This is a genomic window from Paraglaciecola sp. 2405UD69-4 (assembly GCF_047525415.1).
Taxonomy (GTDB): Bacteria; Pseudomonadota; Gammaproteobacteria; order Enterobacterales; family Alteromonadaceae; genus Paraglaciecola.
On sequence record NZ_JBLIXM010000004.1, the window covers coordinates 259,476 to 285,680 of the forward strand.

Consider the following 26,205-nt stretch of genomic DNA (forward strand, 5'->3'; position numbering starts at 1 on the left):
TTAATTGGCTCCTGTAGCAGGGGATTCGGTGGCTTCTGAGTTGTTTGTTTCTACTTGGTTACTTTGGGTGTCTTCAGGAAGATAAAGCGCCCGCTTTTGACCACAAGCCGACATACCTAGTAGGCATGAAAGTAGAATCAGTTGTGATGAAAATTTAAGAAGTTTTGACATAACTACCACCGCAAAATAAATAGCTCGCAATAATGTCATTACCTAGCCAAAAAACAAAGAGCTAGAACGCGAAGATTTGCTACTTTATGCAATATGACATAACTAACTAGCCTGCTTTTAGTTTTTAAGGATTGGGTAGATTCTTTTTTGTTTGAGTAAAAACTTAGAAATTGACCTGATTTAACTGCTTGAGGACTTGGTCTGGAAAGGTTACCTGTCGCCACAATGCAGAGCATAACGTCTTAGTGTCTGACCATTTTTTTTCTAAGATCCAGTCAATTAATGTATTTGGATTAGCCGAAAAGTGCATGGTATCTGGCGTATCACTTTGTAACCACTGCTCGATAGCATCTAGGTCTAAGGCGCGCATAAATTGACAAAGGCCTAAGTCAAATAGTGTTTGGGCATTTGATATTTGCTCAAACTGGCCATTTAAAGGCTTTAAAAGCATGCGTTTTTTAAACTGTAAGCACTCACTAGCTAATTCAAATCCTGCATTGGCGATTACTCCATTACATCTACTAAGGACTTTGTGAAACGGAGCTTTAGCTGTGGGGTGCCAACACACATTCTCATGTTTATGTGCGTATTTAATCGAGGGGTGAAAACTCACAAAATCATGTTCAGCAAAAGGGCTTAGTATCTCCTGTATGGCTGTGACTTCTTCGAACGGAAGGTACACCAAGATACTTTTATCGGTTCTTTCATTTGAATATTCTGGGTCAATAAAAGGCGGTAAAATTGGATAACCATAATGGTACCAATGAATACCCAGTTGAATATCTGTTGGCGCGAAATAGCGAGTTATAAGGTTATCTATTAAGTTAGCCTCTCTTTTGGGGATTGGGTGAGAAAATGCAGCTTGATGACTAATTGAGATAGACGGTATGTTTTTGTTTTTAGCTGCCCATGCTGTTACTGGCTCAAAGTCGTTTAAAACCAAGTCGTAATGAGATACGTCGAGGTGTTTAATATCATGAAAAAATTGTTTTATTTTAGCTGCTTTAAGCGTCTTCCAATGATTTATCGCACCATTGTGGGTAACAAAAGATAAACCTTGTAACGTTTGATATTGCCCAAACACCTCCATATCAAAATATTTACTGTGCTCTCTTCCTGAGAAAACAAAATCTACTTCTACGTCAGTTCGTTTGTTAAATGCCTTTGCCATGATCCTAGCGCGGCTGATGTGGCCATTTCCCGTGCCCTGCACGCCATACAGAATTCTCATAACACACTACCTTATAAAAACGATAAGCTGAGTATTGAAATACCCATCCCAAGTGCGGCTCCGGCTAATATATCGCCAGGGTAATGCACGCCCAATAAAACTCGAGAACAGCCAATGCAAGAAGCCCAAATATAGACGGGGATAGCAATTATTGGGTAAAAATTCGCAAGGAGTGAAGCCATAAGAAATGCAGCCGCTGTGTGTCCAGAGGGGAGGCTAAACTTATCTGAAGGGATAATATGTGCGTCTATATCTAATTGTTGATTACAAGGGCGCTGTCTACGTAAGCTTTGTTTGAGTATTATGTACAAGGGAACTTCGAAAGCATAAGCCAATAAAGCGGTATAGAGAAATAGATCACCGTGTTCAGGCTCTAAGTACCATAGCAACAAGCCAATGACTAAGTAGAGTTGGCCATCTCCGGTTTTAGAAAGCCATTTAATCCATCGGCAATCGCGATTAGCGGTTAAGTTAAATAGCCAGTAAAACAAGGCTTTGTCACTCTGCAGTAAGGATTTCATTCGATTAGCTCGTTTTTACTAAACTAAAAATATCTTATGAATCGCCTATGAATCGTATATGACACTTTTACTAAAGGTTTATGACAGTGGATCTTGGGTAATCTGAGAATATTGAGATGATTGCACTAGATTTGAATTCTTCTAACAGTATACTCGTACCTAACTTCACCAAACTTGGAAATGACATGGATTACAACACATCTACTTTATGCGACATTTTTGCGGACAGCGTTGACGTGGTTGAGCCCATGTTTATTAGTTTTGGAGGGAGACCTTCTTACGGAGGAGAAATTACAACAATTAAATGTTTTGAAGATAAAGGTTTGATTTATAAAACTTTAGAACAGCCTGGTGTAGGCAAAGTATTATTAGTTGATGGGGGAGGCTCAATGCGTAGAGCCCTCATTGATGCTACGTCGGCACAATTGGCCTTTGATAACGGATGGGAAGGCATTGTTTGTTATGGCAGTGTTAGAGAAGTAGACGAGTTAGAAGAAATAAATATTGGTATTCATGCTATCGCCTCGATACCAGTTGGTGCTGATGATCAAGAATTAGGTGAGCTAGATGTCGCTGTTAATTTTGGTGGTGTCACTTTTTTGCCTGAAGACCACCTATATGCTGACCAAACGGGTATCATTTTGTCTCCTGACTCATTGGATCTTGAATAGTTTTAAGGTTTACAGCAATAGGCCTAACTACACACAAAAATTAATTTCGAGCTTAAATTGCAGGCAATAAAAAAGCCGTGTTTATAAAACACGGCTTTTTCAATTTACAATATTGTTAGCGCTTATTTGCCAACCAATACAGAAACATTTGCAATACCAGCTTTCTTCACTTCATTTATAACTTCAGTCACATCACCGTGTTTCGCTTTAGGGTGAGCCTGAACAGCTGCTGCGTCTTGATTGTTTTCTGCTAAGAAGCTTTGAATGTTTGCTTCTACGCGGCGAATATCAACCTGACGACCATTTACTACTATAGTTCCATCTTCTTCTACACGAATAGATAAAGATTTTACATTAGTAGGAGGTGGTGGTGTATTAGAGTCTTTAGGGCGACTAACTTCTAAACCTTTCTCTTTAACGAAAGAGGTGGTCACAATAAAGAATATAAGCATGATGAACACTATGTCCAACATGGGAGTCATATCAATTGCAGCTTCGTCGTCTGCGCTGCCGTGCTTTTTTCTTTTCATCGGTATAAATCGCCAATTGGGTTAATACGAATACTGCCTCTAAATTAAGGCAGCTCATCTCGGAGATCCTAACTGCTCTTAGACAATTATCGGAACACTCCACGCGTTAGTGTTTTTCACTTCCCTATAGCGTGCCCCAAATGACAAAAATAATCCAGTAGGTTTTTAGAAATTGTTGCTCTATGTTCATCTACCGGATAAATCCCCAACTTGGCCTCAGGGCTTTGTTTGGTGCCTTGTACTAGAAACGCATTTTTTCTGTAGTGATCTTGAATACAGGCCTCAAAGGCACGAGCACTAAGCTCTTGGGGCTGAGCGTAGTAATACATTTTGAGTGTTTTATCGGCAAAGGCACTGCGGTTTACCTAGTCATTTGGTTGGGTTTTAGAGGGGGTTAAAAAAATTGCTTCAAAAACCCGACTGAGTTTTATATTTAGAGCGTGAGGCTTTTGTTGATGATCTTTTAACCAGCACTGTGATGCAACATGATTTTTCAATTTGGTTAAATACAAAAATTAATATGTGTTTTTTCTTATGGTAGAGTGGCCTGAGGGGAGTGTAGGTTGATATTTGTACAGTTCATAAATTAAATCTATATACTTCTAGGGCCTGCAGTCACTGTCGGCCTTTTGTAAAACCAGAGTTAAAACATACAGCTCCTGATATAAATAACCAAGCACAGTAACCACTAACTATTTATCAATAGGTACTTCTATGTCATCAACAGATATTATCTTGCGACTCACTTACCCCAACCCTGAGCACACTCGTTTGGTGCTTGAAGCATTTGAGTTTTGGCCACATTTACGACAAAAACATGGCTTTCCTACGCCCGAGCAAATAGAGCTTACCGAATCACGAATGAAGGCTCTTGGTTACTATACGCCACAATTATTTAACTACACCCTGTTTGACCCAAGCTGCATACTTGAATACCCAGCAAGTCTAGAAGGCGACTGCATAAAGCTGGATTTTTATTGCTCAAAAACAGAAAGCGATGATTTTTGGAACGTCGTGTTTGATGAGTTAAGTGCGTTGCCCGTTAAAATTGACGGTTATTATCATTGTGATATGAGTGATTACGAACAAAAACGCACTGTGGTTTATGACTAGAGTGCGATAAAACAACAGGTACTACATAATGAATATAAAAAAGGTACTGTCGGTATGTAGTGACTTATATAATGGGGAGGAGTATGAAGCCAGTCTTGCTGCTTTTGATACCGCGCTTGCCAGTTATCCGTCGCCGAACGAGCAAAAGCTATTAACCCCTTACTTGCCCATAAAACTAAGATGTTTATATGAACTAAACCGTTACGATGAACTAATGGTTTGTTTAGATAAAGCATATTCAGATTATCAAGACGACGATTGGTTGTTGATTAGCTTTAATGAAATATTATTGCATTTTGAATTAGCTCATTTTCTACTAAAACTCGCCCCTACCTCTCGCTTTATTACTGCACAACAATACCGAATAGCAGTTGAACTAGCTCAGTTTGATAAAGCTGATGCCGCATTAACGGCATACCTAGCGTTACCACCCAGTCGATTTGAATCTTATATCTATTTTACCGATGAGCAAGGTACAAAACACTGTTTTTACGAAAGCGACATTCAAGACTGTTCAATAACATCAATGCCAAACAACAACATATACATAAATGTGAAAATTATGACACATGAGCTGACTTTAAAGGCTGATATTCCCGGGGATGGTAATGATGGGATCTGTGAAGATGGCAGCATAACTTTTACAACAGAGGGGAAGAACTACATTGGCACTATTAATCGGTGTAATGTAAACAGCAGGGTCATGTGGTCACCTCACTATATACAAGCTGAAACCAGCATAGGTAGGCTCACCATAGTTAACACCCAACAAGCTGGCAAGTAGACAAATTTGCAAAATAAAAAATAGCATTAGCCGGTAATGAGTATCCTGTGCACTGAGATAAATCAACCATTGCCGACACTCCTATTCAAACCTCAACAAACAAAACGAAGATAGAAGTAATAAGATGAAAATGTACATTTTGATAAAAGACGACGTACCACAGGGCTTTGCTATGTTAGCCGCTGCCCATGCGTCGCTTGCCGCTTACTTAAAGTTTGCCGACCAAGCCGAGATAAAAGAATGGTTGTCTGGGCCATTTTATAAAGTGGTGTGTAAAGTAAACGCAAAAGAATTTGAAACCGCTAAAACCTTCGAAAAAAGTGTGCTGTTAACAGAATCAGCACTAGAAAACCAAGAAGTCGCCATTGCCTTTTGCCCAAGGCAAGAATGGCCCAAGCCATTTAGATTCTACAAATTGTATAAGTAACCTGAATACCGGATAAGTCGAACCTCTCGCTAACGCTCTTTTTGTGCCTATCTGCGTTGGATTGTCTAGCATGTTATTTACTAAGCATTTTGAACGGCTATCAACCAAGCACCAAATACACGGCATAGCTGACTTATTTAGCCCTCAGCAAAACAAAGCCATTGGCGAAGTACGAGCAGCCTTAAGTCAGTTGGATGATTACGAGTTAAGCGACGCCGAGTTAACGCAAACAGTAAGTGACGCTTTGTTGGGCAACACTAAACACATGCTCGATTGGCTTAACCCAAGCTCAATATACACCATGAAAAAAGGCTAATATGTTAAACACACTCAAACTTGTTGCGGTAGACGAACATCGAACCAAAGGGGTTTTGTATCAAGTTCAAATCGACAAGGTACCTTTGTTAGATATGTTTACTGAATTTGAATCCCGCTATTCAAAGCGTATTAATGGTGCCTATACCGACACATTAACAAGCGATATTATAAACATTAGCCTGTCAGAAGTAGGGCAGCGTTTTACACCGCTCGCCTGTGATTGAGGTGTATGGGAATGCTGGTTTGTAACAGGCGAAATAGTAATGTACGACGAGTTTGTTTGTTGGGGTAAGTGGTCTAACCCCTATCGCAGCGACCGAACACGCATAGCACAAGGCATGTTTTGGAACTACAAAGAGTTCCCCGCTATTGTGTTTGATACACAACAATATCAAGATGAAATTAATCAAGCTCTAAGCACTTAATCGCCAACTGCTTAGTCTCCAAGCGATTAATTCGCAACTACTTAATCCGCAAACATTCGAGTGTTCAGCAATCAATGATGAAAAACAAACAAGCGCTAATAACGCATCTACAACAGGGCAATAAGGTTAAATACCTGTTATTTTGCGCCCATCACAAAGCCAAAAACGGTGCAGTAGATAAAAACTATTTAAGCCAATGGTACTCAAGTAGCTTTCAACTAGATGGCCATTGGTATCAAACCTCAGAACATTACATGATGGCGCAAAAAGCCAAGCTATTTAATGCTGAGCCTATATTTAAAAAGATAATCACCAGCAAAAGCCCCAAAGAAGCGAAACAACTCGGCAGAGAAGTAGCAGGTTTTAATCGAGACACATGGGACAACCACAAATTTGACTTGGTGGTAAAAGGCAACTTAGCCAAATTTAGTCAAAGCAAAGCTCTGCGTGATTTTTTGTTAGACACAGGCAAAAAAGTGCTTGTTGAAGCCAGCCCATCAGACACCATTTGGGGCATTGGTTTAAAAGAAACCGACCCTAGAGCGCAAAAGCCTTCTACATGGCTTGGGCAAAATCTATTAGGGTTTGCGCTTATGCAAGTGCGAGAGCAGTTAAAAAAGTGATGTTTGATGGGTTCTAAAGTTTAAGTTATTTAGGTTTTTAGCGAGCCCAGCTAAAGGGGAAAGTACACGCTAGAGTACCAAATATAGCGTGAGATTAGTTAAGATAGCCTACAACCCAATTTACACCCTCAATAAGCTCACTAAAGGAAGGGCTAATTTTCTTCAACTAATTGCCCGTAGGTTTTTGCCTCGAACATATTCACAAAAATCCGCATAACTTGGTCAATCCTCGCCTTTCGCTCATTGCCCTCAGGTAAACGTGCTGATTCTCGAAGCATATAATCTAAAACCGTCTCGGGTTGTTTACTGTCTTGAAAATAACTCACCGCATTTACATCAATATTTATACTTTCGTCTTCGATATTCATCCAGACTTTATCGCTGAGGTATTTTTTAAACAGCGAAAAGAAAGCGAAACTATTTTTATAAAATGAATAATGCATATAGTGAACTTGCTCACCATTAATAGTACAAGTCATATTGTCTTTGTGCTTATTTAAAAACAGGGTGATTTGTTCAGGCGTTAGGTCTAATATTTGGATATAGTCAGTGATATGACTTTTAATGACTTTCTCAATATTTAAAACAGTATCATGTCCATTATCGTAAGTGTTACAAATACCTTGAGCAAGAGACCTTATCTTCTCATCAGGCACATCAGCATCTGCCCGTGCAATTTTAACGTGTGCCACTTTCTTATCAGTCGCATTAGCTATCGCCAGCGCAGGCTTGGTAACCAAGTTAACACTTAGCAGAAGCATTAAAATAATCAGCAGTTTCATTTAAATCCCTATAATTTTATACGTTTAGCTTGTAGGTAAAATTAACATTATCTTCTAGCCTGTGGGTAGCTGTATTTGAGAGGAGCTTTTGATTATTTGCCTGTAGATTCACACTGATTGTCGGGATAACACTTGCCCCAAATGACCAAAATAATCCAGTAAGTTTTTAGAAATTGTTGCTCTATGTTCATCTACCGGATAAATCCCTAACTTGGCCTCGGGGCTTTGTTTGGTGCCTTGTACTAGAAACGCATTTTTTCTGTAGTGATCCTGAATACAGGCCTCAAAGGCACGAGCACTAAGCTCTTGGGGCTGTGCGTAGTAATACATTTTGAGTGTTTTATCGGCAAATGCACTGCGGTTTACGTAGTCATTTGGTTGGGTTTTAGAGGGGGTTAAAAAAATTGCTTCAAAAACCCGACTGAGTTTTATATTTAGAGCGTGGGGCTTTTGTTGATGATCTTTCAACCAGCACTGTGATGCAAATTGATGGCTTTTGGTGTCTATAAACAATTTATTGCAAATGTAATGGTCAAACCCATGAAACCACTCGTGGGCTAATGCGCCTCCGCCGGCGTTTTTAGCCAAAGCCAATACTTTACGCTGCGAGTCGTAGTGGGCACTGCTGTGTTTTCTGCCACCACTTCCAAATGCCAGCGACAAGCTGCCATTTAACGAGATAACTGTTTCTGACACCTCTAGGATTTCCATTAAGTCGCATAAGGCATCAAAAAATAAGTTGGCGGCTAGTTGTTGCTCTTCTTTGGTCACCCATTTACCTATGGTAACGGTACGAAACCCAAATATTTTCACTATGTCTTGAAAGCTAACATCAGCGCCGTCTCTGTGGGACGGACCATTTCTATAATAGGGTTGGTGAATGCGTGATGGCTGACTTGGCATTTTTTACATGCCAGCTAGTTCATCTAGAATTTGCTTGCTCCATTGTTCAATGCGCTTATCTGTTAAGTCATATTGATTTTCATCGTCTAGGCTTAAGCCAACAAAAAAGCTGTTTTCTGCAATTAACGCTTTTGAATGGTTGAAGTAATACCCTTCGTTGGGCCAATAGCCTATAAATTCACAGTGTAGCACTGCAAGTTCATCGTGCAGCATACCCAGTGCATCTTGAAACCAATCTGCGTAGCCTAGTTGATCACCTAAACCATATAAGGCAACGGTTTTACCTGCTAAATCTAAGGACTTAATATCTTGCCAGCTCGACTCCCAGTCTTCTTGCAACTCACCAAAATCCCAAGTTGAAATACCGAAAATCAATACGTCATATTCTTCTGCCTTTTTTAAGTGGGTGTCTTTAATATCAAACAGCTCAAGGGTAGCGCTTTCAGACAAGTCTTGTATTTGTGTTTGAATTTTTTCAGCTGCCATTTCGGTATAGCAAGTTGTGGAGCCATAGAATAAGCCAATCTTTAGTTCTTTTGTGGACATGTGGGCCTTAATGAAAAATGTAGTCAGACAATATGTAAGTAACTTAAAAACTATCCACTGATATTATACATAACTCTTTGGGATTTTTACTTACCAAGTGCGTCAACAAAGTGTAATTGAAAAAAATAAAGGGATATTATTTGGTTTTATTTTACATTGCTTTAGGTAATATTCGAATGCTTGGAAGCATGAGATTAGTTTTTCATTGCACCCTTTATCTAATTTCAACCTTATCTAGTTCGGAACATTTATGAAACTAATCTCGGCATTGGTCTTATCCAGTTGTTTTTTAATTTTTGGGTGCAGCACACCTTCGTCTACTGAAAGTACAGATGTATACGGCCGTTGGGTAATAGAGAGCGACGGTAGCGTTATGCTTGACCCTCAGCCTTCAGGACTAAAAGCTTGGCAAGGCGGATTATTAATGGTTAGCGACCGCAGTGCAGTTCCATCGCAACGTTTACGCCTTAGAAAAATATCGATTGATAATGCCAAGCTAAGGGGGCCTAACCTTTTAATGTCTCTATCGACTAAGCTTACTCAAAGCTGCTTTGCTGACTATATCAGTGGTAACCCTGATTTAGAGGCATTGGCAATTGATCCTAATGATGACAAGGTATTTTATCTGGTTACCGAAGACGCCAGCGGCGCGGATCCTATGCCTGCAATGTGCCAGCAGAAGTATGCTAATACTGGTTCTACTCATTACCCTAGGTTGTTAATTCGTTTAGAGTTACAAAATGAAAACTCTGTGTTGATGACCCATGTTCGCCCTATTAAATTTTCTGCTGACATGGAAGTAGGGAATTTCCCCAATGATGGTATCGAAGCTATGACCTTCGGTAAAAACCGCACTTTGTATTTGGGCATTGAGAAAGACAAGCACACCCAAGCTCGTATATTTTCTTTAAAAATGGATGACGATTTTTGGGAGTCAGAAGATTTTGCCCAAGTGTCGAACCTGTCTTTAAAATTACCCCATTATTCGGAAGGTAGGCACCCAATTAATGGCATGGATTATTACCAAACTCCAACAGGCGGAGAGTTCCTTATCGCAGCGGCTAGAAATGACGAGAACCTATGGGTAATTGATATCTCTGGAAAAAAAGAAACTCGCGTGCTGCCACTTACATTTTATGCAGAGCTAAAAAGTGAAAGCGAAAATTGTGTGGGGTATGAAAAGATGGACAATGCTTCAATTGAGGGCGTTGCAGTATTTAATGACACCCTTTGGTTGATAAATGATCCGTGGAAAAAAATGTATCCTAATAATATTCAATGTACTGAAAATAAAGAAAATTATGAAAATTTTTCACCTTTGTTATTCAGCCTAGATATTCAACAAGCTTGGTTTCAATAAGGGCTATTTAAGTTGTGCACCTAACACTAGGTGCACAAGATAAATCTTGCTATTTTAGCTTACTGGCAAATGTTTTTTTGAATTTTGCAAGCTTAGGTGCAACCACCATATTGCAATATTGATTTTGCGGATTATTAGAAAAGTAATCTTGGTGATAGTCTTCGGCCTGGTAATAATTATTGATTGGGGTTAGCTCGGTAACTATTGGGTCTGGCCAAATTTTTTCTTCTGCAATTTCGTTTAAAATCTCACTGGCTAATATTTTTTGCGACTCATCGTGGTAATAAATTGCACTACGATACTGAGTGCCCACATCATTACCTTGGCGATTTAATTGCGTCGGGTTATGTAGAGCAAAGAATATTTCTAGAATGTCACGGTAACTAATTAATTCTGCATCAAAATTAACCTGCACTACTTCTGCATGGCCTGTATTACCACTACAAACTTGCTCATAGGTTGGGTTATCAAGCTGCCCACCTGCGTACCCTGCATAGGCTGATACCACACCATTAACGCTGCTAAAAGCTGATTCGATACACCAAAAACAGCCACCACCAAGGGTTGCAGTTTGAATTGTCGCCATTTTTTACTCCAACATAATATGTTTATAGTCATAATGTGGTTGTTACAGATACAAAATTCAAGATATAAAAAAATACTAAAGAATTTTAAATATGTGTCGGAATAGTCTTATCTGATTCGTCATTAGATTGAGAGGTTTATAAACAAACCTTTTTAAACCATTTTATAGGGGAAAATTATGCAATATTTAGCTTTAATTTATGCCGGTGAAGGCGAAGACGATGTAGACATGGAAACCTTAATTGGCCAATACCGTGCCTTTGAGGAGCAAGCCGCGAAGGTTATATTAGGAGGCAATGCCTTAGAGGCAGTGAGTACAGCAACCTCTGTGAGAGTTCGAAAGGGAAAGTCTGAATTGATTGACGGGCCTTTTGCCGAAACCAAAGAGCAGCTTGGTGGCTATTATTTACTGGAGTGTAAAGATCTGGATGAAGCTTTACTGTGGGCAGCTAAAATTCCCACTGCCCGTTATGGCACCATTGAAGTGAGACCAATAATGATGATTGAATAACTTATTCATGAGTCATAGGGGTGTTTTAAGCCTTGGATGAGTTAACTAGGATTTTTCGTGCTGAATCGGGGAAACTTGTCGCGTCTTTGATGTGTTTTTCTCAAGATATGCAGTTAGCAGAGGATGCCTTACAAGATGCTTGCGAGCAGGCCAGTACCCATTGGCCTGTTCAAGGTATACCTGTTAATTGTGGTGCTTGGTTACACCTAGTTGCCAAACGCAAACTTATCGATAAATTACGCCAAGTAAATGGGCGTAATGAACAGCAGAAAATTGCCTTGATTGAGCAAGCCATGTATTGCCAACCGGAGCAGGTGTCTGAGCTAGACTATGATGTTCCCGATGAAAGGCTAAGACTGATCTTTACATGCTGCCACCCAGCATTAAATGAGGATGCTCAGGTAGCACTTACTCTTAAAACCTTATGTGGCTTAACGGTCAAAGAAATCGCTCGGGCGTATTTGACCTCTGAAGTGGCAATGGGTCAACGGGTCACTAGAGCAAAGAGAAAAATTAAAACAGCTGGTATCTCTTATGAAGTGCCAAGCCATGCGCAAATAAGCGCTCGTTTAGCCAGTGTGCTTAAAGTTATTTACCTTATATATAACGAGTCTTACAGTGCATATGAAGGGCAAGCACTGACTCGGCAAGATTTAGCTCAAGAAGCTATAAGGCTAAGCTGCTTGATGGTCGAGTTAATTCCTAAGGCTGAAGTACTTGGAAATGCCGCATTAATACTATTTCATGATGCCAGACGAAAATCTCGGACCACTGGTGTTGCGACTTATATCCCTCTAGAACTGCAAGATAGGCGTTTGTGGGATACGGTTAAGATTCAAGAAGCGTCCATATTACTGAATAAAGCAATGAGTTTACGGCAGCCGGGTCCTTATCAATTACAGGCTGCTATTAGTGCTTTGCACAGCACTGCGACAACTTGGGAAGAAACGGATTGGTATCAAATTCAGTTATTATATTTGCGACTACTAGACTTTAATGACTCAGCGGTTGTGGTGTTAAATTTATTGGTTGCTATGTCTTATAGTGGTGAACTAGAAAAAGCTTACCAGGAATTAGTATTACTTGAACCTAAGTTAAATGACTATCAACCTTATTATGCGGCTAGAAGTGATATAGAAAGTCGCATGCAGCTAACCGCTGCTGCAACTCTATCGTTAGAAAAGGCAATAAAATTAAGTAAGAACGGTAGCGAGCGAGATTTTTTAATAAGAAAACGCGCAGTTAATCTTAAAAGTTGAACCTAGAGGTTAGTTGGTTCGTAACGAACGTATAAGCTAACCTAACTGGCGTGTTTTATTGATGACTCACGAACTCACTATATTTTATGATGGCTATTGCCCTTTATGTCTTGCTGAAATGCGCAAGCTAAAAGCGTTAGATACATCACAGGCTATTGCTTTTGTTGATATACAAGAGGATAGCTTTAATCAAAATTACCCTCACTTAAATTGGCAGGCTTTGAATGCTCGCATTCATGGTTATTTAAACGATGGCCGTTTGATAAGTGGATTAGATGTCACTCACTTAGCTTGGAAATTAGTAGGTAAAGGTTGGGTATATGCACCACTGCGCTGGCCTGTTATTAGGTGGTTCGCAGATTTGGCTTACAATGTTTTTGCAAAGCATCGTTACACCATCTCATTCCTGTTAACTGGTAAAAAGCGTTGTTTACCTTGTGAAACTGCTAAAAAGGGATCTAATGTTTAAAGGTAATGCTTTGGTAATTGGAGCTTCCGGTGGTATCGGCTCCGAATTAGTCAGTCAGCTAATACAATCAAGTTTATATCATCAAGTCCATGCCGTTTCTCGTACACTTCCTTCTGAGCCAGTAAGAGAGGTTTGTTATCATAAGGTGGACTCTGAGGACGAAGGTAATATTGCTAGTTTATGCCAATCCCTTAGAGCTCAAAATATTCAGTTCACACTAGTGATATCTTGCATAGGGGCTTTACATGGGGTTAATGACGAACACCCAGTTACGCCAGAAAAACGCCTTGAAGATATTAACAGCCGTAATCTTGATTTCTATTTTGCAACAAACACCATCATTCCCGCTATTTGGCTTAAAAATGTTGAACAATTGTTGAAAGGTAAACATGAGGCTAAGTTGGTTTTCTTTAGTGCGAGAGTAGGCAGTATCACTGATAACAAGCTGGGTGGTTGGTATGGTTACCGGGCCAGCAAGGCAGCTTTAAATATGTTGATTCAAACCGCGCAAATTGAATTGCAAAGACGTGCCAAGAATATTGCAATTGTTAGTTATCATCCGGGGACGGTAGATACGGGCTTATCAAAGCCTTTCCAAAATAATGTACCGAAGGGTAAATTATTTACTGCTGCTTTTACTGTGTCGCAACTATTAAATATGCTCCCTGATTTAACAGTACAAAATGCCCCTTATTACTTAGATTGGCAAGGTAAAAGGATCCCTTGGTAATGTAAAAGTCCTTGATAGATGTAATGATTTTTATAGGAAAGCATTAGGATTAGCTATCGACAAAGACTTTCTGAAATTCTGCTGGTAATATCTGCCTCCAATTATAAAAATAAAATAGGACTTGTTATGAGCGCACCTCGCGAACAGTTTGGCTCTCGATTAGGCTTTATCTTGGCTGCTGCAGGATCCGCTGTAGGTATAGGTAACCTAGTGGGATTTCCTGTCGGTGCTGCTAAAAATGGTGGTGGTGCATTTTTAATGATGTACGCCATTTTTGTAGTGGCTATATGTGTACCTGTAATGATTGCAGAAATGACAGTTGGACGAGCTAGTCAAAAAGACCCTCTTGGGGCTTTAACGTCACTTTCTGGTGGTAACAAAGGTTGGCGACTAGCCGGTTGGTTATCCATTATTACTCCTTTCATGATTGCGGTATTTTATCTCGTTATTACCGTGTGGATTTTCGGTTACTTGTTTGAATCAAGTATTGGTAATTTGGATGTCCTTGCAGATCCCGTCACCTATGGAAATTTTATTTCTAGCAATAGCTTGTTTATTTACATGGCAGTGGTGCTTGGGATCATATATTTGATTTTGCAAGGCGGAGTAAAACAAGGAATTGAAAAGGCTGCAAAAATACTAATGCCAGCGCTTTTTGTCATGCTAATTGGCATGGTTATATTTGTCTTAACCCGTGACAATGCTATGGCTGGTGTATCGTTTTATCTGGTCCCTGATTTTGATAAAATTAATGCCAGTGTCATTAATGGCGCACTTTCCCAAGCATTCTTTTCCTTGTCCTTGGGCATGGGAATTATGATTACCTATGGTAGTTATATTGATAAGCGCTCTAATTTACCTTCTTCCGCTAAACTAGTTGCTCTGACCGATACTGCCGTTGCTTTTACTGCTGGTTTAATGATTTTACCGGCAATTTTCTCCTTTAATCCTTCTGTTAATCCTAGTGAGTTAAGTGAGTCTTCGGTATCTATGATTTTTACGTTTTTACCGCAAATATTTCTAGCCATGCAAGATACTCTAGGCTATGTAGGGGCAAGCGTGGTTGCTAGTACCTTCTTTTTACTGGTCTTTTTTGCAGCAATCACTTCACTTGTGTCAATCTTCGAGGTTCCAGTTGCCGCATTGATGAGTGAAAAGGGCATAGCGCGTAAACATTCATTATTGATTTGTGGGTTCCTTTTGATTGTATTTGCACTTATGTGTGCATTCTCATTTGGCTTTTTTGATTTCTTTACCTCATTTATGAGTTACGGAGGTTCAGATACTCCCAAGTCTTTCTTTGATTTAGTGTACGACGTTTTTTATGACACTATTTTACCTTTAAATGGTTTGCTAATTTGTTTGTTTGTTAGCTACAAATGGAAGACAAAAGCATTTAATGATGAACTAGATCAAGGTGCGCCAGAGTTCAAGAGTAGTTTTCTTGAACGCTATGTGAATTTTGCTCTAGGTACCTTTATCCCACTGATTTTGTTAATTATATTCGCAAATACAGTGGCTCTAAAATTCTTCGGTAGCGCCCTAATAGGCTAAGTGTAAGGATAGCATTTGATATGATTGGCTGGGATAACTAACGAGGCTGTTTAGCCGCCAGTATTGCTATCCAATCATATCATATGGGCTAGGGTACTTGAGTGTTAAGCCCAGCTCTTTCAGGCTTTGGTTTGCGTTTACTTCTTTTCCGGCAGGTGCTGTATCGCAATTGATAAAGCTAGGCTCTGGTAGGCCTAATTGTGCCGCTGACCAAGTATAATAGTCCTTTCTGGTGGGGTGCATTAATGCACTTAGGTGGAATGTTTGCCCCCAAAGCGCTTTTTCTATCACATGCTCAATTGCACTAATTACATCCTCTTGGTGTATCAGGTTAACCTTGGCATTTGGGTTCTGTAAATCTACTTTTCCGGCCAAATACTTTACTGGATGTCTGTCACTATTGACTAAACCAGACAGGCGCATGATTGCGCTATTACTAGGAAACTGTTTGGTGACTAATGCTTCGATGGCAAGATTAATTTTGCCAGATAGCGTCTCTGGCTCGGTGAGGCTTTGCTCGGTTACGATTTTATCTTCGCTACCATAGACAGACGTGGTGCTGACAAATACAACTTTGTTTATCTTTGCTTTATTAGCCTGTTCTAAAAAAGACTGTATGCCTAGGGTAAAGCTATCATGGGTTACGGATTTTCGCCCTACAGGTATGTTTAGTATGAGTATTTGGCTGTTAAAAATAGGGCTCAAGCTTGCAGCATCTAAGTTATCGCCCAGCTCAAATTTAATGGCTTCTAAACCCATCTTGCTTAGGGCTTGACACTTTTGCTCTGAACGGCTGGTGGCCACAATATTGTGACCACATTCTTTTAATCTTAAGGCTAATGGTTGCCCTAACCAACCACAGCCTACTATGGATATTTTCACAAGGTTATTCCACATATCGAAATGTAATAATACTAGGTTATCACATCAAGTTAGCCTTGTTACTAATGTGTAATATATCTAAATTACGGAGCTGGCGAATACTTTTTTGTAGATTGTTTTCTGCCACATCAACCTTAGTTAATGTGTAACATAGGGCGTTCGTGTTTGCTTCTAGACTTGTAGCTTGGGTTTCAAACTTGTGCTCTATACGTTGTCCAAAATGTTCCATTTTATGTTCGAACTCGTCTAAATCGCCCCCACCGAAAATAATTTGAGTACCTAGCGCAACCATAATGTGACCTATAGACTCAGCAACCAACTCTTCTATTGTCTCTTCGAACTCTTGCTCCCATTGTGTACCCATAAACTCGCCATCTTCAAAGGTATTTGAGTTGATGCGTATGTTGCCGTTATCTCCATAGAAGTTGTAGTGAACCTGTTGTTCTAAGTCGTACAATTTATCGGATAGGTCTTGTATTACATAGCTATCAGCGCCTAGTAGTTCGCCAAAGACTTCATTCATTGCGCTACTGGCTAATGCTACGGCATCGGTAGCTATATTCGCTGCTTGTGGTACAGCTTGGTTGATACCATTGTAATAATCATCTACCCATTCCTGTTGTTCACTAGTTAGGCTAATGGCTTGATTGTTGATGTAAAGGGTTTTATCTGCAGTGATGGTTAGCTTGTTGCGTCTATCAACTTGAACTTGCAATACTTTATCTTCAAGTTTTAACTCTCCATCCAACTCAATATCGCACTGATTTGCAAAAGCTGATAGTGAACTAAAAGTGAGAGTGGTAGCTAAAATAATTGAACGCATCTTGGTCTCCAAATGTATTATTTTTGATATTTGCAGTACTAGAGCAAAGCCTACGCCATAAATATAAAGTATATAAAAAACAAATAGATAGCCTGATTGTGTAGAGGATAAGCAAGAATGAAAATTAAAAGGTTAGTGACTGTGACTAATATTTCGTAATTTAGACCATCTAATTTTTGTATTTATGCTTTTCGTCTACGAGTTTTTTGGTGCATAATATATGGAGAAAGTAATAACTAGGAATTAGCTAATGAGTAACTGGTACGAACCCATTTTATTTGGATTCACATTAATCGCGTTTGTTTTGGGTATGACTAGCCTTATTATGAGCTTTTTACCTATTAAAGAAGGCGACGACCCTATGCAATCTAGAGTCGAATATGGCTTCTTTGGTGTGACAGGCTTAGTGCTTTTTGTCGTATTTATCTATGCTTTAGCCGTAGCCTAAAGTATATCAGGGCCTGTCACTAATACGTTGATAGGCTCTTAGTTTGAAGGTTGGTAAAATAGCCAACAAGTGATCAAAAATATCGCTTTGTACTCCCTCGTAGTTTTGCCATTTTTTATCTGCACAGAAACAATAAACCTCAATAGGTACACCTAATTCGGTCGCTGGCATTTGTCTGACTATTAGGGTCATTTCTTTATTAATCATGGGGTGGTTTTCTAGATATGCTGCCATGTAAGCACGCAGTGTCCCTATGTTTGTAAGCCTGCGGCTGTTAACGAGATCTTCAGTATCAATATTTTGTTCTTTATGAAAGTTCTGCAACTCTTCAAGTTTGTGCTGAATGTATTCTTTAATGTAACGTATTTTTGAAAAGTCATTTAACATCTGCTGATCGCAGAATTGAATGCTTTGGATATCAATATAGACTGAGCGCTTTATACGCCTTCCTCCTGACTCTGACATTCCTCGCCAGTTTTTAACCGAATCGCTGATAAGCGCATAGGTTGGAATAGTGGAGATGGTCTTATCCCAGTTTTGAATTTTTACAGTTGTTAATCCAACTTGGAGAACATCGCCATCAGCTCCATACTTTGGCATTTCTATCCAATCGCCGGTATTTACCATACGGTTAGCGGCAATCTGAATGCCGGCGACAAAACCTAATATGGTGTCTCTAAACAACAATAATAAAATAGCGGTTACTGCGCCTAATCCAGAAATCAGTAACAGAGGAGATTTATCTAATAAGTTAGAAATAATAAGTAGTGCGGCAACAACAATTATGAATAGTTTACCTACTTGTATAAAACCAGTAATAGGTGCTTTTTTAGCTAAATTAGAGGCGTTATAGGTATCTTCAACAGTATTTAGAATAGCGCTGGCGGCCAATACTGATGCCACCAAGACATAGACCACAGCAGACTTTTGTAAAAAGGTTAACAGCAGTGCATTATCAATTAGCAATGAGCTTAATAGATAAAGTAAAATTGCAGGTACAATATGTCCCACTCTTCGGAAAAAGTTGTGCTTGTGTAACTCGTCGTCAAAGGTGTTCTTACTTTTACTGATTATCCTGCGAATACGACTGTGTAATAAGCTTTTTGTTAGCCAGTTACTAGCCCATGCTAATAGTAAAATTCCGACTAATGCAGTGCTTTGAAACGCCCAGCTGTCCTCAGAAACATGAAAACCAAAATACTCTAAAAGTGACAGTAATTTTTGACTCAGGTATTGGCTTTTTTCCATGAAACTCTCGTTATAAGAAGGTTATTAGGGACTATTTTGTATCTTGATTAACTGACATTGCTTCTAAGCGCTGATCTTTTTCTAGCCACAAGTCAGTTAACCAACGCTGAAATTTCACTCTTTGCTCAGCGTTGTTAAAGTAGTCTGGCCCGTAAACGCCACTGTTCAATAAGTCTTCTATATCGTGGGTCTTAACATCGACTGTTAAGTGACTAACTTTGCCACAGGCAAAATCCCAAAAACTTGGCGTGCCTTGGGGGTAATGTATAGTGACATCAAGTAACTTATGTAATTGGTTACCCATAGCCCCTAACACAAATGCCATGCCTCCCGCTTTAGGTTTAAGTAAATGCTGAAACTGTCCTGAAAGCCGTTTTTGCTTTTCTTCGGTTAACCGAGTGCCTTCCACAAAGTTCATGATACTCACAGGCTTATATTTAAATTTTTCACAGGCTTTACGGGTGTTCTCTAAATCTTTACCTTTCAAATGTGGTTTTTTAGCGATGAGTTTTTTGCTGTACCTGTGCATGAAAGGGAAATCTAGTGCCCACCAAGCAACCCCTAAAAAAGGTACCCAAATTAATTCTTTCTTTAGGAAGAATTTTAGAAAGGGGATTTTACGATTAAATACTCTTTGCAACACTAAAATATCGACCCAAGACCTATGGTTCGAAATAACTAAATACCAGTCTTTTTGACTTAAGCCTTCTAAGCCAGTGACAGTGATTTTTGTTCGGCTAAAGATGCTCTGGTTAATAGTATTAACGCTTATCCAAAGTGTGGCGCAGCCGTCTAGTAAATGAGACATAAAGGTGCGCCAAGGATCAATGGGAAGCAGTTTTAGAAATGAAAACAGTAAAATAGGAATTAACCAAAGTATGGTATTTAAAAAATAAATGACGACTGATAGCGCGCCTAATAATGAAAAAAACATGGTATTCAACATAACAACTACTCCAAAACTTGCGCAAGTTTAAACTAAAACCTCACTTAATATGTAGTAGTTCTTTATTGCTTGTTAATTTGTAACAAACTTTTTTAGTTGGAAACAATCCAAAACTATTTTGCTCATATCACTATACAATTTCGATAGAGCTTTAAATGTGTGAACTTGTATATCATTATTCAGTTTGAAATTTTACGAGAAGGATAGTATCCGTAGTGAAAAAACATCATCTATTAATCGTTGGTATAGCGTCTATATTGGGGTTGAATGCTTGTAGTGTGAAAGACCAACAGCTTGATAATCCAGTATCAAGTCATGAAATTGCGATCCCCGAGGGGATTAAAAAAGTTACATCTGTAGCAAAAAATGTAGACGAGCTAGTGATCCCATTTAACCAATATGAGCTAGATAATGGCTTAACCGTTATTATTCATCCAGATAAGTCGGATCCTTTAGTGCATGTTGATGTGACTTATCATGTTGGCTCCGCTAGAGAAGAATTAGGTAAATCTGGCTTTGCTCATTTTTTTGAACACATGATGTTTCAAGGCTCTGAGAATGTCGCAGATGAACAGCACTTTTCTTTGATTACTGAGTCTGGCGGTACTCTAAATGGTTCGACAAATACCGATAGAACCAATTATTACGAAACTGTACCTGCTAATCAGTTAGAGCGAATGTTGTGGCTAGAGTCAGACCGAATGGGTTTTTTTCTCGATGCAGTTACCACCGAAAAGTTTGAAAACCAAAGAGAAACCGTTAAAAACGAGCGCGGTCAAAATTATGATAACCGTCCTTATGGCTTGTTAAGAGAGCGAGTAAATGAGGCTATGTATCCAGAGGGACATCCATACTCTTGGTTAACTATTGGCTACATTGAAGATTTAAACCGAGCAAACTTGAATGATTTGAAAGAATTCTTTTTACGTTGGTATGGGCCTAATAATGCCACTTTAACCATAGGTGGTGATTTGGATGAAGCGCAAACCTTAGCTTGGGTAAAGCAATATTTTGGTGGGATCCCAAGAGGTCCAGAAGTATTAGAGCCAGAATATACCAAAATTACCTTGCCTGAAGACCGTTATATTTCAATGGAAGATAATGTGTCTTTACCTCTAATGTATATGACTTTCCCGACAGTTCATTTAAATCACCCAGATGAAGCACCTTTAGATGTCCTTATGTCTATCTTAGGTTCGGGGAAAACCTCTTTGCTATATAAAAACATGGTGAAAAACGGTAAAGCAGTGCAAGCCCAAGCAGGCCATGGTTGTCAGGAGTTGGGTTGTCAATTTAGTTTGCTGGGCTTACCCACACCTGGTACATCATTAGCGGAATTAGAACAAATTGCGCGGGCATCATTACAGGAATTTGAAGAAAGAGGTGGTGCCGAAGATGATGATCTTGAGCGTGTAAAAGCAAGTATTGTGTCGGGTATGGTGTATGGTTTAGAAAGTGTCAGCGGTAAGGTAAGTCAATTAGCTGCCTATCAAACCTATCGTAATAACCCAAATGGTATTGGTGATGATGTAGCACGTTACGAAAATGTCACTAAAGATGATGTGATGCGTGTCTATAAAAAATACATTAAAAATCAGCATGCAGTGATCATGAGTATTGTGCCTAAAGGTCAGCTTGATGGGATAATCAAACCTGATACTTGGCAAAGATATCAGCGCAACATACCTGAAACTAGCAAAGATTCTACTTTAGCGCTGCGTCCTGGAACGTCTAGTTTTGACCGCTCGGTTATTCCGCCTTCTGGCAAAAACCCAAGTATTCATGTACCGGCAATTTATCGCTTAGACACTAATAATGGGATTCATGTTTTAGGTACAGTAAATGATGAAGTTCCAACAACGACTTTAAGTTTGCGTATCGCTGCGGGGCAAACCCGCGAAAGCATAGATAAACTGGGGCTAGCTTCTTTGACCGCTGCCATGATGGGAGAGGCCACGCTTACATCCAGTGCCGAGGAGTTATCTAATGAATTGCAAAAGCTAGGCTCGCAAGTGAGCTTTAGTTCGGGTGATCAGTTTACCACTGTGAACATTAGAACCTTAACCAAAAACCTAACTGAAACCCTCGAAATTGCTGTAGAAAAACTAACTAAACCTAAATTTGCTGAAGTAGATTTTTTAAGATTACAAAAACAGCAGGTAGAAGGTTTAAAAAATGCTAAGAAAAATGCCAGTGTGACCGCAACGGATAGCTTTAATAAATTAGTGTTTGGCGAGAATAATAGCTTCTCTTATGGAAATGGCGGTTTAATCTCAACTGTTGAAAAGCTTACTCTTGATGATGTTAAAAACTTTTATGCTAACCACTATGGCCCTGAAGCATCAGAGTTGATTGTGGTAAGTGACTTAGATGAAAAACATATTGAATCAGCTATCGCTATTTTAGGCTCTTGGCAAGGTAACTCGAGTGATGCTCCAAAAATTAATCCGTATCCTACCCTTGAAGCAGGAACATTGTATTTTATTGATAAGCCTGGCGCAGCCCAGTCTGAAATCCGTATTGGTAAACGGGCTCTTAAATATGACAGCACAGGCGAATATTATCGAGCGGATTTAATGAACTACAACCTAGGTGGAGCATTTAACAGCCGCATTAACTTGAACCTCAGAGAAGACAAGGGCTATACCTATGGAGCCCGCTCTTTCTTTAGTGGTAATGACATACGTGGTTATTACAGAGCTCAAGCAGGTGTGCGTGCCGACACAACCGCTGATTCTATTGTGCAGTTTAGAAAGGAAATAGCAGAATTTGCCAAACAAGGTATGACAGACCAAGAGCTGCAATTTGTTAAAAGTGCAATTGGCCAAAGGGATGCGAGAAGCTTTGAAACGCCAAAACAAAAGTTGGGCTTTTTATCCACCATAATGACTTACGATCTAGATACTTCTTTTAAAGATGAGCAAAACGCTATTCTTGCTAGTATCACTAAAGAAGAATTGAATGCTTTGGCTACAAAACATCTGAAACTAGATGAAATGATTACTGTTGTAGTGGGTGATAAAGAGGCAGTCTTTGAAGATCTAAAACCTCTATTTGAGAATATTGTGGAGTTAGATGCACATGGCAAGCCTCTGTAACCAATAGGTGTGTGTTACATGTAAAAATAGCCGCTAGATATTTATAGCGGCTTTTTTGTGTCACTTGAGCTTTCATACTTTTTAGGTGTTTTGTTGATTCTATGGTGTGGTTTTTAAAAAAGTATGTATAAAAGTTGATTGTACTGTTCTCTTTGCTTTGTCATCGCAAGGTCAGAGCGCTACCTAAACTTCGTCCTAGTGCTTGTTTATAAAATAAGCTAAACTTCGCGCCCGTATTTTTGAGGTACTTATGAGCAAAGCCATTAATCGCACTATTTCTGTCGCGCCAATGCTTGATTGGACAGATAAACATTGTCGTTATTTTCTTAGGCAAATATCAAAGCATACTTTGCTGTATACCGAGATGGTCACTACAGGTGCGATCATTTTTGGTAAGGGTGATTATCTGGCGTATAACCAAGAAGAGCATCCTGTTGCCTTGCAGTTGGGGGGCTCTGATCCTGCTGACATGGCTCGTTGCAGTGCCTTGGCGCAAACCTATGGTTATGATGAGGTTAATATTAACGTTGGGTGCCCCTCTGACCGAGTACAAAATGGCAGATTTGGTGCTTGCTTAATGGCTGAGCCAGAAACTGTTGCTGCCTGTATTAAATCAATGCAGGCTGAAGTGGATATTCCTGTCACAGTAAAATCTCGCATTGGTATTGATGAAATGGATGAGTATAAAGACCTGTCTGCGTTTATTGATACCGTCGCTTCGGCGGGTTGTAGTACTTTTATTGTGCATGCACGAAAAGCTTGGCTACAAGGGTTAAGCCCAAAACAAAACCGTGATGTTCCTCCTTTGATGTATGACCGTGTGTATCAATTAAAGCAAGAGTTTCCTAGACTACACATAGGTATTAATGGTGGTGTAAAAACCATTGCTGAAACTGCAGAGCATTTGCAACATATAGACAGCGTTATGATTGGCCGTGAAGTTTATAGTAATCCGTATATTCTTGCTGAGGTCGATAAGCTGTTTTATCAAGACGAAGCGCCAGCGAGAACCCGCTTTGAAGTTGTTGAAGCTATGTTGCCGTATGTTGAACAACAGATTGCAGAAGGTGCGAGGCCCTGGCATATTGCAAGACACATGTTAGGATTGTTTCAAGGTCAACCTGGTGGGCGTATATGGCGTAGATATTTAAGCCAAAATGGTACTAAAGCCGGTGTTGGAATTGAGCTTCTTACTGATGCGTTAGATGTTTTAAAAGAGGCGCAAGTCAAAGCTAAATCATTTCAATCAGAAATGCTTGGTTAAATTTACTATAGTTTTAGTTAATTTAACTAATAATTGGGTTTTTAGAATTTTTTTGTAAGTTAAAATTTCAGTTTATAAATAAAAATATTAAGTAAATCAGGTAGATAAAAATAATTATCGCTTTGGCACAACTATCGCTATAGAGACTGCGACTTAACCAATACCTGATGCTTAATCAGATTTTTATTCAATTAACTAAAAGGAAATTATTATGTTTGCTAAATCTAAAATCGCTGCTGTTGCATTCATCTCTACTTTAACTGCTGCTTCAGCTGCTAGCGCTGAAGACATGTCACTAGAAAGCTACGTTACTAGTATGGTTCACCAAGCAATGGTGGTGGCTCAAGAAGAGATTAAAAATAGTGTTCACGAAAGTGTGTTAAATGTGGCTTATAACGTCAGTATGGATGAGAGTAAGTCTTATAATGGCAGTGTCTCTATCAGTGACATAAAAGTGGAAAATGAAAAGGCTTCGACGACTAAAACAAAATAAGGATTTGACCATGTTTGATCAATTATCTTTATTAGTTATGTTGTTAACACCAGTAATCGCTTATGTAGCTGGGGCAATAGTGTTTAGTTGTGTTTCTCGTTTATATAAAGAGGCAGCGTTAACCAGCTATCATTGCCATGTATTTCCATGCAGAAACGGTCATTAATTGCAGTATTGACCGTTTTTATCTTTTCTACACTCTAAAATTCCCTCCCTTTCTTTTATAAATAACTTAGCAAGTAGGTTTTGGAAAAACACTTGGTTCAAGGTGTTTTTTGATTGCTTTTTCTAATTCTCCCGAGTTGATAAAAACTGCTATTTGTTTATTGATCCTTTCTCGCTCGGAAGTTAACTTTCTCCCGATTACAAAGCCAGTGTCAACGGAGCTAATTGGTTTGGGCGATTGGTAAAATGTATACTCACAAAACTCTGGCTGAGACATTATTGCACAAGCGTTTTCTTGGCTCATAAAGGCATAGTTACATCGCCCCTTCCCTAACATGTGCGTCATGGTAGTTTGGCTTATAGACTCAGCTAAATTGAATTTGTTATCCCGTCTAATGGGCAGACTTTGATGTTGTTGTGTATTTAACCAATAAATTGGTTTATTTGACCACTTTATTAATTGTTTACCCTTCTGAAAGTTTTATTCAAATAATCAAATTTATAAATGTTGTTTTAAATCAGTTGTTTAGCTTGCGTTGTTGAGTTGGCATACCACTTGTAATAACAAACGTACCAAGGCTGAAATAACTCAGCCTATGATACTTAAAAACCAATAGGAGAGTTATTATGGGTATGTTTTCTAGAATGTCAGACATAGTACAAGCCAATATTAATGCCATATTAGATAAGGCTGAAGATCCAACGAAAGTTGTCAAGTTTCTGATTCAAGAGATGGAAGAAACGCTAGTAGAGCTACGCTCTGTTGCGGCGACAAATCTAGCTGAGAAAAAACAAGTTCAGCGTCAGCTTACAAAGCTTGAAGAGCAAATCGTAAGCTGGCAGGCAAAAGCTGAGTTGGCATTAGAGAAAGACCGTGAAGATCTAGCAAGATCGGCTTTGACAGAAAAAAGTCTTACTCAACAAAGTTTAACGGCGCTATCGGGAGAAATGGAAGCGATAGAAGAGTCTTTGTCTAAGCTACAAGGGGATATGGGGAGACTGCAAGAAAAGTTGGCTGAAGCAAGAGCGAAGCAAAAGTCGATGATGTTAAGAGAGCGCTCAGTATCAGCACGTATGCAAGCGAAAACGAAAGTGCATTCGGTGAAAATAGATGATGCCATTATCCGCTTTGAGCAATATGAACGTCGCATTGATGACTTGGAGTCTGAGGTTGAAGCCTATGATCTAGTTGATGAAACTAAAGGTTTGGACGCTCAATTTAAGGAGCTTGAAGCTGAAAGTCAGATTGAAGCAGAGTTAGAAGCGTTACGTAAAAAAGTAGCTTAGTAAGGCCGTGTATTTGTAGGTGGCAAGGTAACTTTGCC

32 protein-coding genes and 1 pseudogene are annotated in these 26,205 nt (G+C 39.3%); 20 read left to right on the forward strand and 13 right to left on the reverse strand.

Annotation, left to right across the window (positions count from 1 at the left end; translation table 11 throughout):
* The 3 genes from lptM to ACMUMK_RS15120 all read right to left on the reverse strand — a co-directional run bounded on the left by lptM (nt 1) and on the right by ACMUMK_RS15120 (nt 1,923).
* Nucleotides 1-171, reverse strand: coding sequence for an LPS translocon maturation chaperone LptM (lptM, locus tag ACMUMK_RS15110; protein ID WP_414701973.1), 171 nt, complete (start codon nt 169-171; stop codon nt 1-3).
* 163 nt (nt 172-334) lie between these two features.
* Nucleotides 335-1,402, reverse strand: a complete 1,068-nt coding sequence (locus ACMUMK_RS15115; RefSeq protein ID WP_414701974.1) for an MJ1255/VC2487 family glycosyltransferase — start codon at nt 1,400-1,402, stop codon at nt 335-337.
* 11 nt (nt 1,403-1,413) lie between these two features.
* Entirely contained in the window at nt 1,414-1,923 is a 510-nt protein-coding gene (locus tag ACMUMK_RS15120) for a phosphatase PAP2 family protein (RefSeq protein ID WP_414701975.1), read from the reverse strand.
* A gap of 185 nt (nt 1,924-2,108) precedes the next feature.
* Here ACMUMK_RS15120 and rraA point away from each other — a divergent pair, with 185 nt between their 5' ends.
* Nucleotides 2,109-2,594, forward strand: coding sequence for a ribonuclease E activity regulator RraA (gene rraA, locus ACMUMK_RS15125; protein ID WP_414702026.1), 486 nt, complete (start codon nt 2,109-2,111; stop codon nt 2,592-2,594).
* 122 nt (nt 2,595-2,716) lie between these two features.
* Here the strand turns inward: rraA and ACMUMK_RS15130 are convergent, their stop codons facing one another.
* The gene (locus tag ACMUMK_RS15130; RefSeq protein WP_133469779.1) at nt 2,717-3,124 is read right to left on the reverse strand and encodes an ExbD/TolR family protein; all 408 of its coding nucleotides are present in this window, start codon (nt 3,122-3,124) and stop codon (nt 2,717-2,719) included.
* Between the two features lie 116 nt (nt 3,125-3,240).
* Nucleotides 3,241-3,459, reverse strand: a pseudogene (locus tag ACMUMK_RS15135) (LPD1 domain-containing protein); the annotation flags it as partial.
* 379 nt (nt 3,460-3,838) lie between these two features.
* Here ACMUMK_RS15135 and ACMUMK_RS15140 point away from each other — a divergent pair.
* The 7 genes from ACMUMK_RS15140 to ACMUMK_RS15170 all read left to right on the forward strand — a co-directional run bounded on the left by ACMUMK_RS15140 (nt 3,839) and on the right by ACMUMK_RS15170 (nt 6,814).
* Complete coding sequence (locus ACMUMK_RS15140) at nt 3,839-4,237, forward strand: hypothetical protein (RefSeq protein ID WP_414701976.1); 399 nt, start codon at nt 3,839-3,841, stop codon at nt 4,235-4,237.
* Nucleotides 4,238-4,265: 28 nt separating this feature from the next.
* A complete protein-coding gene (locus ACMUMK_RS15145; protein WP_414701977.1) occupies nt 4,266-5,021 on the forward strand; it encodes a tetratricopeptide repeat protein in 756 nt (251 codons plus the stop codon).
* A gap of 124 nt (nt 5,022-5,145) precedes the next feature.
* Complete coding sequence (locus tag ACMUMK_RS15150; RefSeq protein WP_414701978.1) at nt 5,146-5,448, forward strand: peptidyl-tRNA hydrolase; 303 nt, start codon at nt 5,146-5,148, stop codon at nt 5,446-5,448.
* 70 nt (nt 5,449-5,518) lie between these two features.
* The gene (locus tag ACMUMK_RS15155; RefSeq protein WP_414701979.1) at nt 5,519-5,764 is read left to right on the forward strand and encodes a hypothetical protein; all 246 of its coding nucleotides are present in this window, start codon (nt 5,519-5,521) and stop codon (nt 5,762-5,764) included.
* Nucleotide 5,765: 1 nt separating this feature from the next.
* The gene (locus ACMUMK_RS15160) at nt 5,766-5,990 is read left to right on the forward strand and encodes a hypothetical protein (protein WP_414701980.1); all 225 of its coding nucleotides are present in this window, start codon (nt 5,766-5,768) and stop codon (nt 5,988-5,990) included.
* A gap of 39 nt (nt 5,991-6,029) precedes the next feature.
* Nucleotides 6,030-6,191: a hypothetical protein gene (locus ACMUMK_RS15165; RefSeq protein WP_414701981.1), complete on the forward strand. Its 162-nt coding sequence runs from the start codon at nt 6,030-6,032 to the stop codon at nt 6,189-6,191.
* A gap of 74 nt (nt 6,192-6,265) precedes the next feature.
* Nucleotides 6,266-6,814: an NADAR family protein gene (locus ACMUMK_RS15170; RefSeq protein WP_414701982.1), complete on the forward strand. Its 549-nt coding sequence runs from the start codon at nt 6,266-6,268 to the stop codon at nt 6,812-6,814.
* Nucleotides 6,815-6,966: 152 nt separating this feature from the next.
* Here ACMUMK_RS15170 and ACMUMK_RS15175 read toward each other — a convergent pair whose 3' ends face one another.
* From ACMUMK_RS15175 to fldB, 3 genes are all read right to left on the reverse strand, one after another.
* Nucleotides 6,967-7,596 carry a hypothetical protein gene (locus ACMUMK_RS15175; protein WP_414701983.1) on the reverse strand — a complete coding sequence of 210 codons (630 nt, stop codon included), beginning with the start codon at nt 7,594-7,596 and terminating at the stop codon, nt 6,967-6,969.
* Between the two features lie 108 nt (nt 7,597-7,704).
* Nucleotides 7,705-8,499 (reverse strand): CLCA_X family protein, encoded by a 795-nt coding sequence (locus ACMUMK_RS15180; RefSeq protein WP_414701984.1) that lies wholly within the window; start codon nt 8,497-8,499, stop codon nt 7,705-7,707.
* A 3-nt stretch (nt 8,500-8,502) separates the two neighbouring features.
* Nucleotides 8,503-9,045, reverse strand: a complete 543-nt coding sequence (gene fldB / locus ACMUMK_RS15185) for a flavodoxin FldB (RefSeq protein ID WP_414701985.1) — start codon at nt 9,043-9,045, stop codon at nt 8,503-8,505.
* Between the two features lie 250 nt (nt 9,046-9,295).
* On the opposite strand from fldB, the gene ACMUMK_RS15190 reads away from it, so the two are divergent.
* Complete coding sequence (locus tag ACMUMK_RS15190; RefSeq protein WP_414701986.1) at nt 9,296-10,405, forward strand: hypothetical protein; 1,110 nt, start codon at nt 9,296-9,298, stop codon at nt 10,403-10,405.
* A 49-nt stretch (nt 10,406-10,454) separates the two neighbouring features.
* On the opposite strand, the gene msrA is transcribed toward ACMUMK_RS15190, so the two are convergent.
* Nucleotides 10,455-10,991, reverse strand: a complete 537-nt coding sequence (gene msrA / locus ACMUMK_RS15195) for a peptide-methionine (S)-S-oxide reductase MsrA (protein WP_414701987.1) — start codon at nt 10,989-10,991, stop codon at nt 10,455-10,457.
* A 177-nt stretch (nt 10,992-11,168) separates the two neighbouring features.
* Between msrA and ACMUMK_RS15200 the strand changes: the two genes are divergently transcribed.
* The 5 genes from ACMUMK_RS15200 to ACMUMK_RS15220 all read left to right on the forward strand — a co-directional run bounded on the left by ACMUMK_RS15200 (nt 11,169) and on the right by ACMUMK_RS15220 (nt 15,513).
* Complete coding sequence (locus tag ACMUMK_RS15200; protein WP_414701988.1) at nt 11,169-11,501, forward strand: YciI family protein; 333 nt, start codon at nt 11,169-11,171, stop codon at nt 11,499-11,501.
* Between the two features lie 32 nt (nt 11,502-11,533).
* Nucleotides 11,534-12,760 carry an RNA polymerase sigma factor gene (locus ACMUMK_RS15205; RefSeq protein ID WP_414701989.1) on the forward strand — a complete coding sequence of 409 codons (1,227 nt, stop codon included), beginning with the start codon at nt 11,534-11,536 and terminating at the stop codon, nt 12,758-12,760.
* A gap of 61 nt (nt 12,761-12,821) precedes the next feature.
* A complete protein-coding gene (locus ACMUMK_RS15210; RefSeq protein WP_133469772.1) occupies nt 12,822-13,229 on the forward strand; it encodes a thiol-disulfide oxidoreductase DCC family protein in 408 nt (135 codons plus the stop codon).
* Nucleotides 13,222-13,959: an SDR family NAD(P)-dependent oxidoreductase gene (locus tag ACMUMK_RS15215; RefSeq protein ID WP_414701990.1), complete on the forward strand. Its 738-nt coding sequence runs from the start codon at nt 13,222-13,224 to the stop codon at nt 13,957-13,959. The genes ACMUMK_RS15210 and ACMUMK_RS15215 overlap by 8 nt, the downstream gene beginning before the upstream one ends.
* A gap of 126 nt (nt 13,960-14,085) precedes the next feature.
* A complete protein-coding gene (locus ACMUMK_RS15220) occupies nt 14,086-15,513 on the forward strand; it encodes a sodium-dependent transporter (RefSeq protein WP_414701991.1) in 1,428 nt (475 codons plus the stop codon).
* Between the two features lie 66 nt (nt 15,514-15,579).
* Here the strand turns inward: ACMUMK_RS15220 and ACMUMK_RS15225 are convergent, their stop codons facing one another.
* The gene (locus ACMUMK_RS15225; protein WP_414701992.1) at nt 15,580-16,395 is read right to left on the reverse strand and encodes an NAD-dependent epimerase/dehydratase family protein; all 816 of its coding nucleotides are present in this window, start codon (nt 16,393-16,395) and stop codon (nt 15,580-15,582) included.
* A gap of 40 nt (nt 16,396-16,435) precedes the next feature.
* Complete coding sequence (locus ACMUMK_RS15230; RefSeq protein ID WP_414701993.1) at nt 16,436-17,218, reverse strand: DUF2884 family protein; 783 nt, start codon at nt 17,216-17,218, stop codon at nt 16,436-16,438.
* 250 nt (nt 17,219-17,468) lie between these two features.
* Here ACMUMK_RS15230 and ACMUMK_RS15235 point away from each other — a divergent pair, with 250 nt between their 5' ends.
* On the forward strand, nt 17,469-17,666 hold the full coding sequence (locus ACMUMK_RS15235; RefSeq protein ID WP_133469767.1) for a hypothetical protein: 198 nt from the start codon (nt 17,469-17,471) through the stop codon (nt 17,664-17,666).
* Between the two features lie 6 nt (nt 17,667-17,672).
* Here the strand turns inward: ACMUMK_RS15235 and ACMUMK_RS15240 are convergent, their stop codons facing one another.
* Both ACMUMK_RS15240 and ACMUMK_RS15245 read right to left on the reverse strand, forming a co-directional pair.
* Nucleotides 17,673-18,914 carry a mechanosensitive ion channel family protein gene (locus ACMUMK_RS15240; protein ID WP_414701994.1) on the reverse strand — a complete coding sequence of 414 codons (1,242 nt, stop codon included), beginning with the start codon at nt 18,912-18,914 and terminating at the stop codon, nt 17,673-17,675.
* 31 nt (nt 18,915-18,945) lie between these two features.
* On the reverse strand, nt 18,946-19,860 hold the full coding sequence (locus ACMUMK_RS15245) for an acyltransferase (RefSeq protein WP_414701995.1): 915 nt from the start codon (nt 19,858-19,860) through the stop codon (nt 18,946-18,948).
* 215 nt (nt 19,861-20,075) lie between these two features.
* Here ACMUMK_RS15245 and ACMUMK_RS15250 point away from each other — a divergent pair, with 215 nt between their 5' ends.
* The 5 genes from ACMUMK_RS15250 to pspA all read left to right on the forward strand — a co-directional run bounded on the left by ACMUMK_RS15250 (nt 20,076) and on the right by pspA (nt 26,167).
* Complete coding sequence (locus tag ACMUMK_RS15250) at nt 20,076-22,958, forward strand: M16 family metallopeptidase (protein WP_414701996.1); 2,883 nt, start codon at nt 20,076-20,078, stop codon at nt 22,956-22,958.
* A gap of 250 nt (nt 22,959-23,208) precedes the next feature.
* Nucleotides 23,209-24,222: a tRNA dihydrouridine(20/20a) synthase DusA gene (gene dusA, locus ACMUMK_RS15255; RefSeq protein WP_414701997.1), complete on the forward strand. Its 1,014-nt coding sequence runs from the start codon at nt 23,209-23,211 to the stop codon at nt 24,220-24,222.
* A gap of 211 nt (nt 24,223-24,433) precedes the next feature.
* Nucleotides 24,434-24,715, forward strand: coding sequence for a hypothetical protein (locus ACMUMK_RS15260; RefSeq protein WP_414701998.1), 282 nt, complete (start codon nt 24,434-24,436; stop codon nt 24,713-24,715).
* 10 nt (nt 24,716-24,725) lie between these two features.
* Nucleotides 24,726-24,881 (forward strand): hypothetical protein, encoded by a 156-nt coding sequence (locus ACMUMK_RS15265; RefSeq protein WP_414701999.1) that lies wholly within the window; start codon nt 24,726-24,728, stop codon nt 24,879-24,881.
* A gap of 626 nt (nt 24,882-25,507) precedes the next feature.
* A complete protein-coding gene (gene pspA / locus ACMUMK_RS15270) occupies nt 25,508-26,167 on the forward strand; it encodes a phage shock protein PspA (protein WP_414702000.1) in 660 nt (219 codons plus the stop codon).
* The last annotated feature ends 38 nt before the right edge of the window (nt 26,168-26,205 follow it).

Excerpts from the sequence above, each read along its gene's own strand:
- ACMUMK_RS15230 (WP_414701993.1), bottom strand. The coding sequence starts at position 17,218 with ATGCGTTCAATTATTTTAGCTACCACTCTCACTTTTAGTTCACTATCA.
- ACMUMK_RS15115 (WP_414701974.1), bottom strand. The coding sequence starts at position 1,402 with ATGAGAATTCTGTATGGCGTGCAGGGCACGGGAAATGGCCACATCAGC.
- ACMUMK_RS15190 (WP_414701986.1), top strand. The coding sequence starts at position 9,296 with ATGAAACTAATCTCGGCATTGGTCTTATCCAGTTGTTTTTTAATTTTT.
- lptM (WP_414701973.1), bottom strand. The coding sequence starts at position 171 with ATGTCAAAACTTCTTAAATTTTCATCACAACTGATTCTACTTTCATGC.
- ACMUMK_RS15165 (WP_414701981.1), top strand. The coding sequence starts at position 6,030 with ATGTACGACGAGTTTGTTTGTTGGGGTAAGTGGTCTAACCCCTATCGC.
- ACMUMK_RS15265 (WP_414701999.1), top strand. The coding sequence starts at position 24,726 with ATGTTTGATCAATTATCTTTATTAGTTATGTTGTTAACACCAGTAATC.
- ACMUMK_RS15240 (WP_414701994.1), bottom strand. The coding sequence starts at position 18,914 with ATGGAAAAAAGCCAATACCTGAGTCAAAAATTACTGTCACTTTTAGAG.
- ACMUMK_RS15180 (WP_414701984.1), bottom strand. The coding sequence starts at position 8,499 with ATGCCAAGTCAGCCATCACGCATTCACCAACCCTATTATAGAAATGGT.
- ACMUMK_RS15145 (WP_414701977.1), top strand. The coding sequence starts at position 4,266 with ATGAATATAAAAAAGGTACTGTCGGTATGTAGTGACTTATATAATGGG.
- msrA (WP_414701987.1), bottom strand. The coding sequence starts at position 10,991 with ATGGCGACAATTCAAACTGCAACCCTTGGTGGTGGCTGTTTTTGGTGT.
- ACMUMK_RS15150 (WP_414701978.1), top strand. The coding sequence starts at position 5,146 with ATGAAAATGTACATTTTGATAAAAGACGACGTACCACAGGGCTTTGCT.
- ACMUMK_RS15260 (WP_414701998.1), top strand. The coding sequence starts at position 24,434 with ATGTTTGCTAAATCTAAAATCGCTGCTGTTGCATTCATCTCTACTTTA.
- ACMUMK_RS15155 (WP_414701979.1), top strand. The coding sequence starts at position 5,519 with ATGTTATTTACTAAGCATTTTGAACGGCTATCAACCAAGCACCAAATA.
- ACMUMK_RS15175 (WP_414701983.1), bottom strand. The coding sequence starts at position 7,596 with ATGAAACTGCTGATTATTTTAATGCTTCTGCTAAGTGTTAACTTGGTT.
- ACMUMK_RS15210 (WP_133469772.1), top strand. The coding sequence starts at position 12,822 with ATGACTCACGAACTCACTATATTTTATGATGGCTATTGCCCTTTATGT.
- ACMUMK_RS15120 (WP_414701975.1), bottom strand. The coding sequence starts at position 1,923 with ATGAAATCCTTACTGCAGAGTGACAAAGCCTTGTTTTACTGGCTATTT.
- ACMUMK_RS15245 (WP_414701995.1), bottom strand. The coding sequence starts at position 19,860 with ATGTTGAATACCATGTTTTTTTCATTATTAGGCGCGCTATCAGTCGTC.
- fldB (WP_414701985.1), bottom strand. The coding sequence starts at position 9,045 with ATGTCCACAAAAGAACTAAAGATTGGCTTATTCTATGGCTCCACAACT.
- ACMUMK_RS15200 (WP_414701988.1), top strand. The coding sequence starts at position 11,169 with ATGCAATATTTAGCTTTAATTTATGCCGGTGAAGGCGAAGACGATGTA.
- dusA (WP_414701997.1), top strand. The coding sequence starts at position 23,209 with ATGAGCAAAGCCATTAATCGCACTATTTCTGTCGCGCCAATGCTTGAT.
- ACMUMK_RS15215 (WP_414701990.1), top strand. The coding sequence starts at position 13,222 with ATGTTTAAAGGTAATGCTTTGGTAATTGGAGCTTCCGGTGGTATCGGC.
- ACMUMK_RS15130 (WP_133469779.1), bottom strand. The coding sequence starts at position 3,124 with ATGAAAAGAAAAAAGCACGGCAGCGCAGACGACGAAGCTGCAATTGAT.
- ACMUMK_RS15170 (WP_414701982.1), top strand. The coding sequence starts at position 6,266 with ATGATGAAAAACAAACAAGCGCTAATAACGCATCTACAACAGGGCAAT.
- ACMUMK_RS15140 (WP_414701976.1), top strand. The coding sequence starts at position 3,839 with ATGTCATCAACAGATATTATCTTGCGACTCACTTACCCCAACCCTGAG.
- pspA (WP_414702000.1), top strand. The coding sequence starts at position 25,508 with ATGGGTATGTTTTCTAGAATGTCAGACATAGTACAAGCCAATATTAAT.
- ACMUMK_RS15235 (WP_133469767.1), top strand. The coding sequence starts at position 17,469 with ATGAGTAACTGGTACGAACCCATTTTATTTGGATTCACATTAATCGCG.
- ACMUMK_RS15220 (WP_414701991.1), top strand. The coding sequence starts at position 14,086 with ATGAGCGCACCTCGCGAACAGTTTGGCTCTCGATTAGGCTTTATCTTG.
- rraA (WP_414702026.1), top strand. The coding sequence starts at position 2,109 with ATGGATTACAACACATCTACTTTATGCGACATTTTTGCGGACAGCGTT.
- ACMUMK_RS15160 (WP_414701980.1), top strand. The coding sequence starts at position 5,766 with ATGTTAAACACACTCAAACTTGTTGCGGTAGACGAACATCGAACCAAA.